At 52.6% G+C, this 15,796-nt stretch carries 16 protein-coding genes; 5 read left to right on the forward strand and 11 right to left on the reverse strand.

The window, feature by feature from the left end:
- Positions 1-15 precede the first annotated feature (15 nt).
- From carA to H9644_RS00885, 3 genes are all read right to left on the reverse strand, one after another.
- The gene (carA, locus tag H9644_RS00875; RefSeq protein ID WP_064525337.1) at positions 16-1,164 is read right to left on the reverse strand and encodes a glutamine-hydrolyzing carbamoyl-phosphate synthase small subunit; all 1,149 of its coding nucleotides are present in this window, start codon (positions 1,162-1,164) and stop codon (positions 16-18) included.
- A 456-nt stretch (positions 1,165-1,620) separates the two neighbouring features.
- Positions 1,621-2,442: a 4-hydroxy-tetrahydrodipicolinate reductase gene (gene dapB, locus H9644_RS00880; RefSeq protein WP_191772744.1), complete on the reverse strand. Its 822-nt coding sequence runs from the start codon at positions 2,440-2,442 to the stop codon at positions 1,621-1,623.
- Between the two features lie 131 nt (positions 2,443-2,573).
- Positions 2,574-3,581: a LacI family DNA-binding transcriptional regulator gene (locus H9644_RS00885; protein WP_191772746.1), complete on the reverse strand. Its 1,008-nt coding sequence runs from the start codon at positions 3,579-3,581 to the stop codon at positions 2,574-2,576.
- Positions 3,582-3,768: 187 nt separating this feature from the next.
- Between H9644_RS00885 and H9644_RS00890 the strand changes: the two genes are divergently transcribed.
- From H9644_RS00890 to H9644_RS00910, 5 genes are read left to right on the forward strand one after another with little or no spacing between them, the layout of a single operon-like run.
- Positions 3,769-5,514, forward strand: a complete 1,746-nt coding sequence (locus H9644_RS00890; RefSeq protein ID WP_191772748.1) for a class I mannose-6-phosphate isomerase — start codon at positions 3,769-3,771, stop codon at positions 5,512-5,514.
- 4 nt (positions 5,515-5,518) lie between these two features.
- Positions 5,519-5,947 carry a PTS sugar transporter subunit IIA gene (locus H9644_RS00895; protein ID WP_191772750.1) on the forward strand — a complete coding sequence of 143 codons (429 nt, stop codon included), beginning with the start codon at positions 5,519-5,521 and terminating at the stop codon, positions 5,945-5,947.
- Between the two features lie 11 nt (positions 5,948-5,958).
- The gene (locus H9644_RS00900; RefSeq protein WP_064525353.1) at positions 5,959-6,453 is read left to right on the forward strand and encodes a PTS system mannose/fructose/N-acetylgalactosamine-transporter subunit IIB; all 495 of its coding nucleotides are present in this window, start codon (positions 5,959-5,961) and stop codon (positions 6,451-6,453) included.
- Positions 6,454-6,463: 10 nt separating this feature from the next.
- The gene (locus H9644_RS00905) at positions 6,464-7,261 is read left to right on the forward strand and encodes a PTS mannose/fructose/sorbose/N-acetylgalactosamine transporter subunit IIC (RefSeq protein ID WP_191772752.1); all 798 of its coding nucleotides are present in this window, start codon (positions 6,464-6,466) and stop codon (positions 7,259-7,261) included.
- The gene (locus tag H9644_RS00910; RefSeq protein WP_064525359.1) at positions 7,261-8,079 is read left to right on the forward strand and encodes a PTS system mannose/fructose/sorbose family transporter subunit IID; all 819 of its coding nucleotides are present in this window, start codon (positions 7,261-7,263) and stop codon (positions 8,077-8,079) included. Before H9644_RS00905 ends, H9644_RS00910 begins: the two co-directional genes overlap by 1 nt.
- Positions 8,080-8,121: 42 nt before the next feature.
- Here the strand turns inward: H9644_RS00910 and H9644_RS00915 are convergent, their stop codons facing one another.
- The 8 genes from H9644_RS00915 to ileS form a co-directional block, all read right to left on the reverse strand.
- On the reverse strand, positions 8,122-8,904 hold the full coding sequence (locus tag H9644_RS00915) for a glucose-6-phosphate isomerase family protein (RefSeq protein ID WP_191772753.1): 783 nt from the start codon (positions 8,902-8,904) through the stop codon (positions 8,122-8,124).
- Positions 8,897-9,460, reverse strand: coding sequence for a glucose-6-phosphate isomerase family protein (locus H9644_RS00920; protein ID WP_191772755.1), 564 nt, complete (start codon positions 9,458-9,460; stop codon positions 8,897-8,899). The genes H9644_RS00915 and H9644_RS00920 overlap by 8 nt, the downstream gene beginning before the upstream one ends.
- Positions 9,461-9,618: 158 nt before the next feature.
- Complete coding sequence (locus tag H9644_RS00925) at positions 9,619-9,984, reverse strand: DUF805 domain-containing protein (protein ID WP_191772757.1); 366 nt, start codon at positions 9,982-9,984, stop codon at positions 9,619-9,621.
- A 22-nt stretch (positions 9,985-10,006) separates the two neighbouring features.
- Complete coding sequence (rihC, locus tag H9644_RS00930) at positions 10,007-10,921, reverse strand: ribonucleoside hydrolase RihC (protein WP_191772759.1); 915 nt, start codon at positions 10,919-10,921, stop codon at positions 10,007-10,009.
- Positions 10,922-10,986: 65 nt separating this feature from the next.
- On the reverse strand, positions 10,987-11,937 hold the full coding sequence (gene ispH / locus H9644_RS00935) for a 4-hydroxy-3-methylbut-2-enyl diphosphate reductase (protein ID WP_064525371.1): 951 nt from the start codon (positions 11,935-11,937) through the stop codon (positions 10,987-10,989).
- Position 11,938: 1 nt separating this feature from the next.
- Positions 11,939-12,388, reverse strand: coding sequence for an FKBP-type peptidyl-prolyl cis-trans isomerase (gene fkpB / locus H9644_RS00940; protein WP_000004655.1), 450 nt, complete (start codon positions 12,386-12,388; stop codon positions 11,939-11,941).
- Positions 12,389-12,475: 87 nt separating this feature from the next.
- On the reverse strand, positions 12,476-12,970 hold the full coding sequence (gene lspA / locus H9644_RS00945) for a signal peptidase II (RefSeq protein WP_064525374.1): 495 nt from the start codon (positions 12,968-12,970) through the stop codon (positions 12,476-12,478).
- A complete protein-coding gene (gene ileS / locus H9644_RS00950; protein ID WP_105289207.1) occupies positions 12,970-15,786 on the reverse strand; it encodes an isoleucine--tRNA ligase in 2,817 nt (938 codons plus the stop codon). The genes lspA and ileS overlap by 1 nt, the downstream gene beginning before the upstream one ends.
- Positions 15,787-15,796: the final 10 nt, after the last annotated feature.

Raw genomic sequence — 15,796 nt, forward strand, 5'->3', positions numbered from 1 at the left:
CTCTTTTACTCCTGATTACTTAGCGGTTTTACGGTACTGCTCAATTAACTCGATAAAGTGGTCGAACAACGGCGCTGCGTCGTGCGGCCCCGGGCTGGCTTCAGGGTGGCCCTGGAAGCTGAACGCCGGTTTATCGGTGCGATGAATCCCCTGTAACGTACCGTCGAACAGGGATTTATGCGTAACACGCAGGTTTGTAGGTAATGTTGCTTCGTCCACCGCAAAACCGTGGTTCTGGGCGGTAATCATCACCACGTTTTTCTCCACATCTTTAACCGGATGGTTGCCGCCGTGGTGACCAAATTTCATTTTGATGGTCTTCGCACCGCTCGCCAGCGCCAGCAGCTGATGACCGAGGCAAATGCCAAATACCGGAATATCGGTTTCGAGGAATTTCTGGATGGCGGTAATAGCGTAATCGCACGGGGCCGGGTCGCCAGGACCGTTGGAGAGGAAGATGCCGTCCGGATTCATTTTCAGCACATCTTCCGCAGAGGTTTGCGCCGGAACGATGGTCAGGCGACAGCCTCTGTCCACCAGCATCCGCAGGATGTTGCGTTTGGCGCCGAAATCATAAGCCACGACGTGGAACGGCAACTCGTCTTCTTTTTTCGCTTCTGGCAGACCGCCGGTCAGCGTCCAGCTCCCTTGTGTCCAGCTATAGGTTTCTGCGGTGGTCACTTCTTTTGCCAGATCCATGCCGTTCAGACCTGGGAACGCGCGGGCTTTTTCTAACGCCAGCGCCGCATCCGGGTTATCGCCCGCGATAATGCAGCCATTCTGTGCGCCTTTCTCGCGCAGTAAACGCGTCAGCTTACGGGTATCGATATCGGCAATCGCCACGATGTTATGGCGTTTCAGGTAAGAAGAGAGGTCTTCGGTATTACGGAAGTTGCTGGCAATCAACGGCAGGTCGCGAATCACCAGACCTTGTGCATGTACCTGAGAAGATTCTTCATCGGCGTCATTAGTGCCGACATTGCCAATATGGGGATAAGTAAGAGTAACGATTTGACGAGAATAGGAAGGATCAGTGAGGATTTCTTGATAACCGGTCATTGAAGTATTGAAAACGACTTCCCCAACCGCCGAACCTGTTGCCCCTATGGCCCGACCGTGAAACTGGGTTCCGTCTTCCAGAACCAATAGCGCTGACTTAATCAAAACACCCTCCAGAGAATATTCACTCACTTTATTTGCATATTAATTCACAGTAATGACGTAAATCAATGCAAATCTGCTTACCGACGAATTTCTGGCAAACGGCGGCATTCTGGATATAAGTGCGCTAAAAGTCAACTTAATGGCGGGATTTTTTATGTTATTTTATTGCTCATGCATGTTTTAATGGCATTAACCGACAAAAAGATCAGCTAACTCTGTCTGGAAAACGCTTGCGCAGTGAGAAGAATGCATTCAACAGATGCGGCACGATAAAAAGTGGACCAAATGGTCAAAATTTACATTAAAACAACAAAAACAAACGACAAAAGATCTATTTTTTACCACTTTTCATTAAAACATGATTAAAATAATCAAAATAAAAGGCCTTAAAAATAAAGACCTTTAAAATCATAAAATTAAATGAGTTATTTTTGCATCAATAGCAATGTTTAATTGCTACAAATTAGTGAGATTTAGCACATCTCGCATGTCAAAAAGACCATTTTGCTTGCCATTCAGCCACAGTGCCGACCTTACTGCGCCGTTAGCAAAGGTCATGCGGCTGGAAGCCTTATGAGTAATCTCCAGCCGTTCGCCAATATCAGCAAACATGGCGGTATGTTCGCCAACGATGTCACCGGCACGGACGGTAGCAAAACCAATGCTGCCTGGCACTCGTTCACCGGTATGGCCTTCACGACTGTAAACTGCGCAATCTTTGAGATCTTTGTCCAGCGCATGAGCAATCGCTTCCCCCATCGCCAGCGCGGTGCCTGACGGCGCATCCACTTTATGTCGATGATGTGCTTCGATAATTTCGATGTCAGTGTAGTCACCCATTACCTGAGCGGCTTTCTCCAGCAGCTTAAGCATGACATTGACACCGACGCTAAAGTTAGCGGCAAAGACAATCGCAATATCCTTGGCGGCATCACGAATAGCCTGTTTGCCTGCTTCGTCAAACCCCGTCGTGCCGATCACCATCCCTTTGCCATGCTGGCGACAAAAGGCCAGATGATTCAGCGTGCCTTCCGGACGAGTAAAATCGATAAATACGTCAAAATCATCTTTTACCGCATCAAGGCTGCTTTGTACGGTAACACCGGTTTTGCCAGCGCCCGCCAGTTCACCCGCGTCACTGCCTAATAATGAAGAACCTTCGCGCTCCAGCGCCGCACCAAGTTCTACACCTGCCAGCGCCAGCGCCGCCTGAATCAACTGCCGCCCCATGCGACCACCCGCTCCCGCGATGGCCACGCGAATGTTTGCATTATGCATAGCTATTCTCTCTTGTTAATTTTGCGTAAACCGTTTCAGAGTACCCAGCGTATCGCGACGCTGCCAGCGAAAAACGGCGATAATTAGAATTAAATGTAAAACAGGAGGTGTCATCAGCAAAACCGTTGAAATCAGCGAAAACCGCATGATTCTCTGACCACTAATGCCGGTGGCAAAATGATCCGTTTTGGTGGTTCATCATTACCCTGAATGCGGCTGTAGAGCAGTTCCCCGGCCTTGCGACCAATCTCTTTTGCCGCCACCGAAACGGTGGTAAGCGCTGGCTGTACCAGCGCGGCTTCGGTGATATCGTCAAATCCCACCAGCGCAAAATCCCGCCCTGGTTCCCGCCCCATTTTCCGTAATGCCTGCATGACGCCCAATGCGACAATATCCTGATAGCAAACAGCAGCGGTAATGTGCGGATAGCGCGCCAATAGCGATTCAGCCACTTTTGCACCGTCTGACTGGTTAGCCTGCGCGGCAACAATCCATTGTGGATTAGGTGATATCCCATGTTCCAGTAAGGTGCTGGTAAAACCGCCAATACGTTGCGCACGGCTACCGGAGTGCGGGCTGCCGCCAATAAAGGCAATGTTCTTATGCCCCATTTTCACTAAGTGCGTCGTCGCCATTTGCGTACCGAGAAAATTATCGGTACCGACAAAGTCAAAGTCAGGATCGCTTAACGGGCGCACCACCATGATGGCAGGAATATTGCGCCGCTTTAACGCCTCAAAAAAGGAGGCTGGCGTTTCCCGCGCCGCACACAACACCATGCCACAGGCGTTATTGCGCATCAGAGAATCAACAAACTTTTGCTGCCGCTCGCCAGATTCTTCACTATTCGCCAGAAAGAGCAGCAGATCATGACGCTCCATTTCGTGACTCAGTCCGGCGGTCATCTCGCCGTAAAATGGGTTAGTAATATCGTGCAGCAATAACCCGACCAGATTACTACTGCGATTGCGTAAATTCGCCGCTGTCTGGTTATAGACATAACCGGCATCATCCAGAGCTTTTAATACTCTCTCGCGCGTTGCCTGCGAGATCCGCCCCCGATTACGCAACACCATCGAGACTGTCGCTGTAGAAACTCCCGCTCGCTCTGCAACCTGCGCCAGCGTTACTGTTGTCATTTTTTCTCCTGAGCACTATCGAAGGTTAATCGGTTAATCTTTTTGCTCAAATTTCCTTGTGACACTTCTCACATAACAATGCCATTTTCGCTATCTGTTATCGAATATGCCGGGTTAATCGCGTTAACCACGCTGTCATAACAAGGTTAATCGATTAATCTCTGTTTAGAAAACACGGAGGCCGAAAATGCGATCAACCTATAACAAATTCCCGGAAGTTGCCGTTCGGGGATACGACAATCAGGCCTGGAGCGGCTGGGCGTCGATCTGCAACGAAATTAACGCCAGGGCTTCGGCATCAGCCAAAACGGTGGTCGTTATTGACTGCTACCCCGGTGTGCAACTGGCTGAATTTGAGCAGCATTTTTTGCCAATACTCAATGCAGTAAAGGTACTGAATGTCGAATCGGCGCGCCGCACGCCGCAGGCGCTGCATGAACTGCTGGCGCGAAATCTTACTGATGATCGCGTGTTCGGCGTGCTTTCCTGCCATCAGCTTGCTGAGTTTTATGATGCAGAAAAACTGAAGCAACTGCGCCAGCAAGTTGAAGATATTCAGAACGGCGTAGTCGTTCTCTACGGTTCCGGTGCCGCACTGGCGCATGAAGGCGATGTGTTGATTTATGCCGATATGCCGCGTTGGGAAATTCAGCAACGGATGCGTCACGACGGGCTGGGAAACTGGGGGGCTGAAAACCCGGATGAAGACCTGCTGCGCCGCTATAAACGAGCATTTTTTATTGAGTGGCGCGTGTTCGATAAACACAAAGCCCCACTTCTGAAACGCGCTGATTATCTGCTGGATACCACCATAAAAGCGTCTCCCGCGATGGTTAGCGGTGAAGCGCTACGTTACGCGTTGCAGCACACCACCACGCGACCGTTTCGCGTCGTGCCATTCTTTGATCCCGGCGTGTGGGGCGGTCAATGGATGAAACAACAATTCGATCTCGATCCCTCCGCGCCAAATTACGCATGGTGTTTTGATTGCGTGCCCGAGGAAAACAGCCTGTTACTGCGTTTTGGCAACGTGCGGATCGAGATCCCCTCACAGGATCTGGTGCTTCTCTACCCGCGCCCTTTGCTGGGTGAAAAAGTCCACGCCCGCTTTGGCGCGGAGTTTCCGATTCGTTTTGACTTTCTCGATACCATTGGCGGGCAGAACCTGAGTTTTCAGGTACATCCGGTGACGGAATACATTCAGCAGCAGTTCGGGATGCACTACACCCAGGATGAAAGTTACTACATTCTGGAAGCAGAACCTGACGCGGTGGTTTATTTAGGAACCAAAACCGGTACACAGCCACAAGAGATGCTGGCCGATCTTCAGGCGGCAGAATGTGGCGAAAAAGCCTTTGATGATGCCCGCTTTGTGAATCAGATCCCGACATGTAAACACGACCACTTTTTGATTCCCGCCGGAACTGTGCACTGCTCTGGTGCGGGTACGATGGTGCTGGAGATCAGCGCAACGCCCTATATTTTCACCTTCAAGTTGTGGGACTGGGGACGTCTGGGGCTCGATGGATTACCGCGCCCTGTCCATCTGGAACACGGCGAGCAGGTAATTGACTGGCAGCGCGATACGCAGTGGGTGCATGAAAATCTGGTGAATCGGATTGAACCACTCGCCGAAGGTCACGGCTGGCGAGAAGAGCGTACCGGAATGCATGAACGGGAGTTTATCGAAACCCGCCGCCACTGGTTTACCGCGCCAGTGATGCATCACACCCACGGCTGCGTCAACGTGCTGAATCTGGTGGAAGGTGCCGAAGCTATCGTTGAAAGCCCCACCGACGCCTTCGAATCGTTCGTTATCCACTATGCCGAGACGTTTATTATCCCTGCCGCGGTCGGGGAATATCGCATCGCCCCCTTTGGCAAAGGCATCGGGCAACAACTGGCGACCATGAAAGCCTGGGTCAGAGGATAAGCTGATGATTAACCTTATTGTTGCGACCCACGGCCCACTTGCCGGAGCGTTACTGACCAGTAGCCGGATGGTCTACGGTGAGCTACTCCACGTTTTTACCGTCACCTTAAGTGAAGAAGCGGGCATAGAAGGTTTTAAACGTGATTTCGCCCTGACGCTGGAGCACGCCGGGCGAGATAGCGACGGCGTTCTGGTGCTGTGTGACCTACAAAGCGGCACACCGTGGAATGTGGCCTGCCAACATGCTTTTTCACCCTCAACCAAACCGCCTGTCGCCGTAGTCGCGGGCGTCAATTTCCCTATGCTCTTACTTAGTGAAGAGATCCGCCATTTAACCGATGTTCACGCCGCCGCCATAGAACTGTTGGCATTGACCGCACCGACGCTTGTCAAAGCCGCCCCGGTGTTATCCGTTCAGCCAGATGATTTTTAAAGGAATATGTTATGAGCATTTCGTTTGTACGCATTGACGATCGCGTGATCCACGGACAACTGGTAACACGCTGGGCAAAAGAACTTCCCTGCGATGGCATTGTTGCCATTGATGATGCCGTTGCCGCCGATGCATTGCTTTCGTCGGTGATGAAAGGCGCAGTTCAGGACACGAAAGTCTGGTTGTTCGATACCGCCACGGCAATTGAAAAACTGCCGAAAGTGATTGCCAGTGAGAAGCGTTATTTCGTGATAGGTAAATCCCCCGTCACCCTGAAACGCATTGAAGAAGCAGGGATCAGCCTGCAAAACGCCAATGGAAAAATTAACGTTGGTCCGATGAGCGCCCGCGCCGATACCACCACCATTGGCCCAAACCAGTCAGTGAATGCCGACGAAATCGCCGCTTTTGACTGGCTGACACAACACGGGCATCTGGTTGAGTTTCGCCTCGTACCGGATGCCAGTTGTTATAGCTGGCAGGATGCTCGCCAGAAGCTGAAATAAGGAGCACACCATGATTTTTGAAGCTGCATTGATTGGCATTCTATGTTACCTGGGCGCCCTCAGTAGCCCATGGCTTTTGGGGCTAACGGGCGGATGGTATCTGATCACACGTCCGCTCGTTTCCGGGATGTTAGTTGGGCTGATTCTTGGCGATGTGAAAACAGGGATCATGATTGGTGTCGCCGTGCAGGCCGTGTATATCGCCATGGTCACCCCCGGCGGCTCTATGCCGGCCGATCTGAACTTCGTGGCTTATCCGGCGATTGCTTTAGGCATTCTCTCTGGCCAGGGGCCGGAAGTGGCCGTGGCGCTGGCGGCGACGATTGGTATTGCCGGAACAGTATTATTCAACGCCATGATGGTATTGAACTCTTTCTGGAACCATCGCGCCGATGTGGCGTTAGAGCTCGGTGATGAACGCGGCATATACCTGAATACGGCTATCTGGCCGCAAGTAACTAATTTTATTTTACGTTTTGTACCCACGTTTATTGCTGTCTATTTTGGCGCACAGTACATCAGCGGATTTATGGATAGCCTGCCGAAAATCGTGCTATCGACGATGAACGTGCTGGGCGGGATTTTACCTGCCGTGGGGATCGCTATTCTGCTCAAGCAGATCATCAAAAATTACACCATGTTGATTTATTTCCTTGTTGGCTTTGTTTGCATCGTTTTTCTGAAACTGAACATGGTGGCGTTGGTGATTGTCGGGGCGCTGCTGGCGTTCATTCACTACAACTACAAACCGGAAGCGCCGCAGCCAGCGGCTGCCAGTCGGGCCATTGATGACGAGGATGAATTCTGATGGAAGCGCGTAAACTCGACCGAAAAGATCTACGCCGCTGCTGGCGGGCGTGGATGATGCATAACTTGTCTTCAATGAGCTTTGAGCGACTGCAATCATTTGGCTTCTGTCTGAGTATGCTGCCAGTGGCGAAAAAGCTCTATCCTGACGCCGTACAGCGTACTGAAATGCTGCGCCGCCATGCTTCTTTTTATAATACGGAACCTCAGATTGGGGCGATCGTTAATGGCATGGCGCTGGGTCTGGAAGAGAAGAAAGCCAACGGCGAACCGATCGACGGTGAAACCATCAATACCCTGAAAGTGGGTCTGATGGGACCGATTGCCGGTATCGGTGATTCGATGATCCCAGGCATGTTGATCCCTATCCTGCTCAGTATCGGGATGGCGCTGGCGGCTGGCGGTAATATTCTTGGCCCGCTGTTTTATACCGTTGCCTGGCTGGCGATCATTATTCCCGGCTCATGGTTCTTGTTCCTGAAAGGCTACAAGATGGGGTCCGGTTCGGTTGAGATGCTGGTGAGCAGTAAATCAACGAAATTACGCGAAGCCTTGTCGCTGTTAGGAGTGTTTGTGATGGGGGGCGTGGCGGCAAGCTACGTGAAGCTGGGAACCGGGCTGGAATTTATCACTAAAGACGGGGTGAATATTCATGTTCAGCAAATGCTGGACGGTATTTTCCCGCAACTGCTGCCGCTGGTTGTAGTGCTCGGCACCTGGTATTTAATGGCCAAACGCGGCGTCTCGCCAGTTAAAGCGATGGTGCTGTTGCTTATCCTCGCGGCAATCGGCGTGGCAAGCGGTTTGTTTGCGGGTTAACGCACAACAGAATTGCCGGGGGTCTGTCTGCCCCCGGCTTTTTCATGGATGGAAGTTTTGCCACAGTTCAGCGGCTTTTTCTGGTCGCGAAATAAACTGAAAGCGTGCCGGATCGTCAATAAATTGTTGATAAACTGGCGCTTCTGTTATGCCAAACTCTGGATAATTCCGCGCGGTGACCACCTGTAAGCGCCCCGGTATATAGCTTGAGTTGTGCTGCCAGATAATATTGTTGCCCTGCAACAACGGATACCACGCCAGACCTTTATGCGCCCGTACCGCCTCATACTCAAAACCATATTCCCGATCGCACCAGGCGCCGAAGGTTAACGGAGTATTGGGATCTGCCGAAATGGTCGCGTGTCCCCAGCCTGGCGGCACTAACACCTTTTCTCCTGGACCTGCAATCACTGCAAAACAGCGGCCTGGGTCGTCGTCAACATACTCCTGCATGTAGATAATCGCTTTCCCCTGCCAGATCTCATAAAGCTCCGGTGGCGACCAGCCGCTGTGCTGGCTGATACGGTGAATATGCCCCTGACTGCGAACAGGTTCCTCACCCAGTCTGCCCGCCGCATAGGTGACAACGCCAAACAGCAACATGCGCTTATTCAGTTCTTCGCGATCCTGCATCCGCGCCACATCCATCGCAATGGCATAAACGTCTTCTGGCCCCTCACAGTCCGGATCACGCAGAGAAGCGCGGATGTCGTTGAGATGACGAATTTCCGGCATCGGCCCGGTAACATCTTCACCATAGCTAAACCCCAGCGGCTGGTGATGAATCGCCATATCCAGGCCGTAGATCTGTCGGGAATCAGCCATTCTGCACCTCTTTCCCCATGATCTCGCCATTTTCCTCAACCACACGTAGCGCAAAGCCCTGCGGTAATGCTGCATAATCATGCCCCGCCACACCCGGCCATACCGCCAGTGCAGAAAGGATTTCATCTCCAGTATTAATTAAGCGATGAGCGGTAAATCCCGGAATAATATGCACTGAACCGGGAAACACCTCTTCCAGACGAGCTTCACCCGCTTCGTTTTGCAATAACAGCAGACCGCGACCGCGCAAGCCAAAGTAAACTTCACCCTGTTCCCGCCGTGCATGGAAATGGCCTCTGGTCATGAAAAACTCGTTGCCGACTTTTCCCGGATTAAGGTGCGTAACACCGGTATAGAACTCACCTTCAGCGGGAGAGCTATCAATCATTTCAACGCAATACACGACCTGGTCGGCAGGTAAGGCATGCCAGGCGCGTTCGTCAGCAAAAATGTCCGGCAGATCCTGAATACAGGTTGATTTTTGAACAAGAGGAGTCGAGGAAAAAGCGCCGCTTTCCCACAACAACTGCGGTGGTTGGATAAAAGAAGGTTTCATATGTATCTCCGGCCCGAGGAGAACAACACTGAAAGCATAGCAGATTAATCGATTAACCCTATACGATACGACGTTGTTTCGCCGGCCTCGTCACAACTTTATGGAACCAATAAATACGTATCGCGTCTCCTGACACGGGCTGACCGTGCCAGGATTAATCAATGCATTTTCTCTGGTTTTGATGGCAAGCAGCAAAGCACAAAAAGAATAATCCCAACATAGGGGAGTAAGACCCCAATAGCAAACCACCAGCCTGGATGCCCGATGTCATGCATCCGTCTAAAGCCCAATGCCATCGCCGGAACGGCAAAAATCAATGCCAGCAGACCAGAAAGGGGGAGTGCATAAAATATGAAAACACCATAATCACGGTCAATTGTTGTCGCCAACCACCAGCATATAAGCGGCAGCAGGCAGATAGCTGCACTTCCACTAATAAACGACCAGAACTCAAAACGAGTGGCGACACCTTTATAATCGAAAATGTGTTGCCATCCTTTCAACCACGCCTCTCCATATGTCATTGAGTACATCCCTGTTAAATCGTTAGTTCGCCAGTGCCAGTACTTCCGCGACCCACTGCTGAAAACCTTTCACATCCAGATCCAGCGCCACCTGCACGTTTGCAGGTTTACTCAAGCAACCATCAATATCAACGACCGTAGTACCTGAAGTAAATTCGCCCTGAGTTTCCACCGCGACAAAGCACGGTTTGAGAGTGAACAAGTCCGGACGCACCAGCCAGGCGATGGCACAGAGATCGTGCATACGCAGGCCGCTTTGCATACTGCCGCTGCGGTAGTGGCTAAACAAGGCGTGCAACATTTTTCCGGTACGATTCAACTCCGGCAACGTGGCAAGATAATCAGGAGTTAACACCGCCTGATTGGTGACATCCAGACCGCACATGACGATTTCGATGCCACTGCGGAAAATACATGCAGCAGCTTCTGGATCGGCAGCAATATTAAACTCGGCGTTTGGCGTGCAGTTGCCGCGCCCGGCAGAACCGCCCATGATCACCAGACGGCGAACATGCGGCTTGCATTCCGGACATTGTGAAAGTAATAACGCAATATTGGTTAACGGGCCGATGGCTACCAAAGTAACAGGCTCTGGCGCACGCATCAGAGCATCCCGAATAGCCAGAAATGCTGGTTTATCCAGTGGGCTTCTGTTGTGCTCGACAAAGTCATACCCTGCCATTCCCGATTCACCGTGCACAGATGCCGCATTACGCGGTGCGCGAACCAGTGGCACAGCAGCTCCCTGAGCAAGCGGAATATCGGCATTCCAGAAATGCAGCAGTTGCAGGGCGTTGCGGGTGGTTTTCTCAACCGAGACATTACCCGCGACGGTGGTCATCAGTTGCAGGTCGAGTTCGGGGGCAAAAATCGCAGCAGCAATGGCGACAGCATCGTCAATGCCGGGGTCAGTATCGAGGAAAATAGGTAAACGCATGTTTTCTCCATAAAAAATGCCGGTAACAAGACCGGCATTTTCGCATAACTTAGGCTGCTAATGACTTAATCGACTTCACGAATATCGACACGTAGTTCTTTTGGTACTTCAAAAACAATGTTTTCTTCGCGACCTTCCAGCGAGATGGCTTCGCCGCCTCCAAGCTGTTGCAAACGAGCGACGACGTTCTGCACCAGAATATCCGGCGCTGATGCGCCCGCAGTCACACCGACACATTTCGCCTCTTTCACCCACTCTTCCTGGATGTCTGTCGCATCGTCAATTAAAAACGCGCGTTTACCCATACGCTGCGCCAGTTCTGCCAGACGGTTGGAGTTGGAGGAGTTTTTTGACCCGACCACCAGTACGACTTCCGCCTGTTCTGCCAGGGCGCGTACCGCTTCCTGACGGTTGGTGGTGGCGTAACAAATGTCATCTTTGCGCGGACCGACAATTTTCGGGAAGCGTTTACGCAGCGCGTCGATAACATCAGACGTGTCATCCACCGATAGCGTGGTCTGGGTCATAAAGGAGAGTTTCTCTTCATTTTTGACCGTCAGTTTCCACACATCGTCCGGCGATTCGACCAGATACATTCCCCCTTCCGGGTTGCTGTACTGGCCCATCGTGCCTTCCACTTCCGGATGCCCGGCGTGACCGATGAGAATCGACTCTTCGCCACGACGACTGGCGCGGGCGACTTCCATATGCACTTTGGTCACCAGCGGACAGGTCGCGTCGAATACCGTGAGGTCGCGGCTTTTCGCTTCGTTACGTACCGCCTGAGAAACACCATGTGCGGAGAAGATCAGGATCGCGCCGTCTGGCACTTCGCTGATCTGCTCAATAAAAATAGCCCCACGCTCGCGCAGGCTATCGACCACGTAGCGGTTATGCACAACTTCGTGGCGGACATAAATCGGTGCGCCGTAAATGGCCAGCGCGTTTTCAACAATGCTGATAGCGCGGTCTACCCCGGCACAAAAACCACGTGGGTTGGCCAACAGGATCTGCATGTTACGCCTCCAGTGCCGGATCGATTTCCAGCACTTCTATATCAAAATGAACGGTCTGCCCGGCCAGCGGATGGTTGAAATCAACGGTAATCGAATCACCGTTAATTTCGCGGATCACACCAGGCATCTCACTGCCATCCATTGCGGTAAAAAGCATTATTGCGCCAATTTCTGGCTCGCCTGCATCCATAAACTCACGGCGGGAGAAGTACTGAATCAGGTCCGGTGACGGCACGCCAAACGCCGCATCTGGCTCCAGCGAGAAGGTGGTTTTGTCGCCCACTTTCAGCCCGAGCAGGTGTTGCTCCAGCCCTTCTGACAGGGAAGCATCGCCCAGGCGGAACAGCGCCGGTTTACCGTTGTTGCGAGTGGACTCGGCGGTGGTGCCATCGTCGAGTTTTAGCGTGAAGTGCACCAGGACGGCGCTATTGCTCTGTACAGATTCAGACATGCAGGTTTGCTCTTGTATTTTGAGGATTTTTGCCGGATGCGGCCTACGATTTCGCAGTAATCAGTAGGCCGCATCCGGCAGGGTTTATTATTGTTTTTTCGCTTTAGAAGGCAAAAAACCTTCCAGCACAATCAATGCCGCACCGACACAGATAGCAGTATCGGCAAGGTTGAAGGTGGCAAAGTGCCAGTCGCCGACGTAGAAGTCGATCATATCGACAACGAAGCCGTGCCACAGGCGGTCGAACAGGTTGCCCAGCGCACCGCCAATAATCAGCGCGTAAGCGATATTGTTTAGCTTTTGCGAGGCCTTCGAGCGATACATCATCACCACAAGGATCACGCTAATACCAATCGCAATACCGGCAAAGAACCAACGCTGCCAGCCGCCGCTATCGGCAAGGAAACTAAACGCTGCGCCATAGTTACGCGCATAATGCAGATTAAGCGACGGGAACAGCGGTACCGTATCCCCCAGAGCAAAGTTCTGGAGGATCAGGTATTTGCTGCCCAGATCGATAATCAGCACGACTACCACCAGCCACAGCCAGCGTAGCCCTGTTGAACAGATCGATTGACTCATCAGGCAAACTTACGTTTTTCACCGTCACCGGCGACGTTGCTGACACAGCGGCCGCAGATTTCTGCGTGTTCCGCCACCTTGCCGACGTCCTGGGTGTAGTGCCAGCAGCGTGGACACTTCTCACCTTCGGCTTTACTCAACGCGACTTTCAGCCCTTTGAGTACTTCGCTCTGCTGGGCATCAGCAGGTGCGTCGTTATAGTCTGCAACGGTAGCGCCGGAGGTCAACAGGACAAATCGTAATTCATCGCCCAGCGCGGTCAGTTTCGCCGCCAGTTCCGGTTCTGCATACAGCGTCACTGCAGCTTCCAGCGAGCCGCCCACTTTCTTGTCGGCACGCGCTTGCTCAATGACTTTGTTCACTTCGCCACGCACTTTCAGCAGCTCGTCCCAGAACGCATCGTTCATCGCTTCGCTGTCTGCCAGACCAAACAGGCCTTCGTACCATTCGCCAGTGAAGACGTATTTTTCACGTTCGCCCGGCAGGTAGCCCCACACTTCATCAGCGGTGAAGGAGAGGATTGGTGCCATCCAGCGCACCAGCGCTTCTGCGATGTGATACAGCGCCGTCTGGCAGCTACGACGCGCCCGGCTTTCCGCTTTCGCGGTGTACTGACGGTCTTTGATGATGTCGAGGTAGAAGGAGCCCATCTCAACGGAGCAGAAGCGCATCAGACGCTGTACCACTTCGTGGAAATCGTACGCTTCGTAAGCCTTGAGGATGTCTTCCTGTGCCGCTTTCGCACAACCTACGGCCCAGCGGTCCAGTACCACCATCTCTTCCGGTTTCACCATATCTTTTGCCGGATCGAAACCATTCAGGTTTGCCAGCAGGAAGCGCGCGGTGTTACGGATACGACGATAGCTGTCAGCAGCACGTTTCAGGATCTCGTCAGAAACGGCCATTTCACCGGTGTAGTCGGTTGATGCCACCCACAGACGCAGAATATCCGCGCCAAGTTTGTTCATCACATCCTGCGGCGAAACGGTGTTGCCGATGGATTTAGACATCTTGCGGCCCTGACCATCTACGGTAAAGCCGTGGGTCAGTACCTGACGATACGGCGCTTTGCCTTTCATCGCGGTGGAGATCATCAGAGAAGACATGAACCAGCCACGGTGCTGGTCAGAACCTTCCAGATACATGTCCGCAGCGTGACCGGCAAATTCCGGGCGCACATCAACAACAGAAGAGTGGGTAGAGCCGGAGTCAAACCATACATCCAGCGTATCCGGCACTTTCACGTACTGGTCAGCTTCGTCGCCGAGGAGCTCTTTCGCATCGAGATCCCACCACGCCTGGATACCGTCAACTTCAACGCGTTTTGCCACTTCTTCCATCAGTTCAAGGGTACGCGGATGCAGCTCTTCCGTGTCTTTGTGCACGAACAGTGACATCGGTACGCCCCAGGTGCGCTGACGGGAGATACACCAGTCTGGACGGTTAGCAACCATCGATTCGATACGCGCCTGACCCCAGTCCGGGATCCACTGCACGCCTTTGATCTCTTTCAGCGACTGCGCGCGCAGACCTTTCTGATCCATGCTGACGAACCACTGCGGCGTTGCGCGGAAGATGATCGGCGTTTTGTGACGCCAGCAGCACGGATAGCTGTGCTGCATTTTCTCAACGTGCAGCAGCGCGCCTTTTTCCTGTAGCAGCGCAACGACGATGTCGTTCGCTTTGAAGACGTTAACGCCATCCAGCGTCGGGTAAGTACCCGGCAGATAAGTGCCGTCCGGGCCTACCGGGTTAGCGGTTTCCAGACCATATTTCTGACCGATTACATAGTCGTCCGGGCCGTGGCCAGGCGCGGTGTGAACGGCACCGGTACCGGCATCCAGCGTAACGTGATCGCCAAGGATTGCCGGGACGTCGAAGCCCATAAACGGATGGGTAAAGCGCAGCAGTTCCAGCTCTGCACCTTTTACCGTGCCGAGGATGGTGTAATCGCTAACGCCGATGCGCTGCATCACGCTTTCAACCAGATCTTTCGCCAGAATCACGGCCTGACCGTCGATCTGTACCAGCGCATAGTCGAAATCAGGTGCAATAGAGATTGCGCGGTTCGCAGGCAGTGTCCACGGCGTGGTAGTCCAGATAACCAGCGAGATTGGGCCGTTAACGTTGCTTACGCCAAATTTCGCTTTCAGCGCATCCTGATCGACCGCCTGGAAAGCGACGTCGATGGACGGAGAAGTTTTGTCGTAATACTCAACTTCCGCTTCTGCCAGTGCAGAACGGCAGTCAACGCACCAGTGTACCGGCTTCGCACCTTTGTGCAGATGGCCGTTGCCGATGATTTTGCCCAGCGCGCGGATGATGTTGGCTTCAGTTTTGAAGTCCATGGTCAGGTACGGGCGCGACCAGTCGCCCAGCACGCCCAGACGGATAAAGTCTTTGCGCTGGCCGTCAACCTGGGTCGCAGCGTATTCACGGCACTTGGCGCGGAACTCGGCGGCGGTGAATTTCTCACCCGGCTTACCGTATTCTTGCTCTACCTTCAGCTCGATCGGCAGACCGTGGCAGTCCCAGCCAGGCACATACGGCGAGTCATAACCGGAAAGCCCTTTGGACTTCACGATAATGTCTTTCAGAATCTTGTTAACCGAGTGACCAATATGAATGCTGCCATTCGCATAAGGAGGGCCATCATGCAGAATGAAGGTTTTTTTGCCTTTTTTAGCCGCACGAATGATGCCGTACAGGTCATCATCAGTCCAACGCGCCAGCATTCCCGGTTCGCGCTTGGCGAGATCGCCACGCATCGGGAACCCTGTTTCCGGCAAATTCAGGGTTGATTTATAGTCACTCATCAGATTCTCG

Source organism: Escherichia whittamii (genome assembly GCF_014836715.1).
Taxonomy (GTDB): Bacteria; Pseudomonadota; Gammaproteobacteria; order Enterobacterales; family Enterobacteriaceae; genus Escherichia; species Escherichia whittamii.

Bases quoted from the DNA above. Each gene is read 5' to 3' on its own strand.
- dapB (WP_191772744.1), bottom strand. From the start codon at position 2,442: ATGCATAATGCAAACATTCGCGTGGCCATCGCGGGAGCGGGTGGTCGC.
- H9644_RS00885 (WP_191772746.1), bottom strand. From the start codon at position 3,581: ATGACAACAGTAACGCTGGCGCAGGTTGCAGAGCGAGCGGGAGTTTCT.
- H9644_RS00890 (WP_191772748.1), top strand. From the start codon at position 3,769: ATGCGATCAACCTATAACAAATTCCCGGAAGTTGCCGTTCGGGGATAC.
- H9644_RS00895 (WP_191772750.1), top strand. From the start codon at position 5,519: ATGATTAACCTTATTGTTGCGACCCACGGCCCACTTGCCGGAGCGTTA.
- H9644_RS00900 (WP_064525353.1), top strand. From the start codon at position 5,959: ATGAGCATTTCGTTTGTACGCATTGACGATCGCGTGATCCACGGACAA.
- H9644_RS00905 (WP_191772752.1), top strand. From the start codon at position 6,464: ATGATTTTTGAAGCTGCATTGATTGGCATTCTATGTTACCTGGGCGCC.
- H9644_RS00910 (WP_064525359.1), top strand. From the start codon at position 7,261: ATGGAAGCGCGTAAACTCGACCGAAAAGATCTACGCCGCTGCTGGCGG.
- H9644_RS00915 (WP_191772753.1), bottom strand. From the start codon at position 8,904: ATGGCTGATTCCCGACAGATCTACGGCCTGGATATGGCGATTCATCAC.
- H9644_RS00920 (WP_191772755.1), bottom strand. From the start codon at position 9,460: ATGAAACCTTCTTTTATCCAACCACCGCAGTTGTTGTGGGAAAGCGGC.
- H9644_RS00925 (WP_191772757.1), bottom strand. From the start codon at position 9,984: ATGACATATGGAGAGGCGTGGTTGAAAGGATGGCAACACATTTTCGAT.
- rihC (WP_191772759.1), bottom strand. From the start codon at position 10,921: ATGCGTTTACCTATTTTCCTCGATACTGACCCCGGCATTGACGATGCT.
- ispH (WP_064525371.1), bottom strand. From the start codon at position 11,937: ATGCAGATCCTGTTGGCCAACCCACGTGGTTTTTGTGCCGGGGTAGAC.
- fkpB (WP_000004655.1), bottom strand. From the start codon at position 12,388: ATGTCTGAATCTGTACAGAGCAATAGCGCCGTCCTGGTGCACTTCACG.
- lspA (WP_064525374.1), bottom strand. From the start codon at position 12,970: ATGAGTCAATCGATCTGTTCAACAGGGCTACGCTGGCTGTGGCTGGTG.
- ileS (WP_105289207.1), bottom strand. From the start codon at position 15,786: ATGAGTGACTATAAATCAACCCTGAATTTGCCGGAAACAGGGTTCCCG.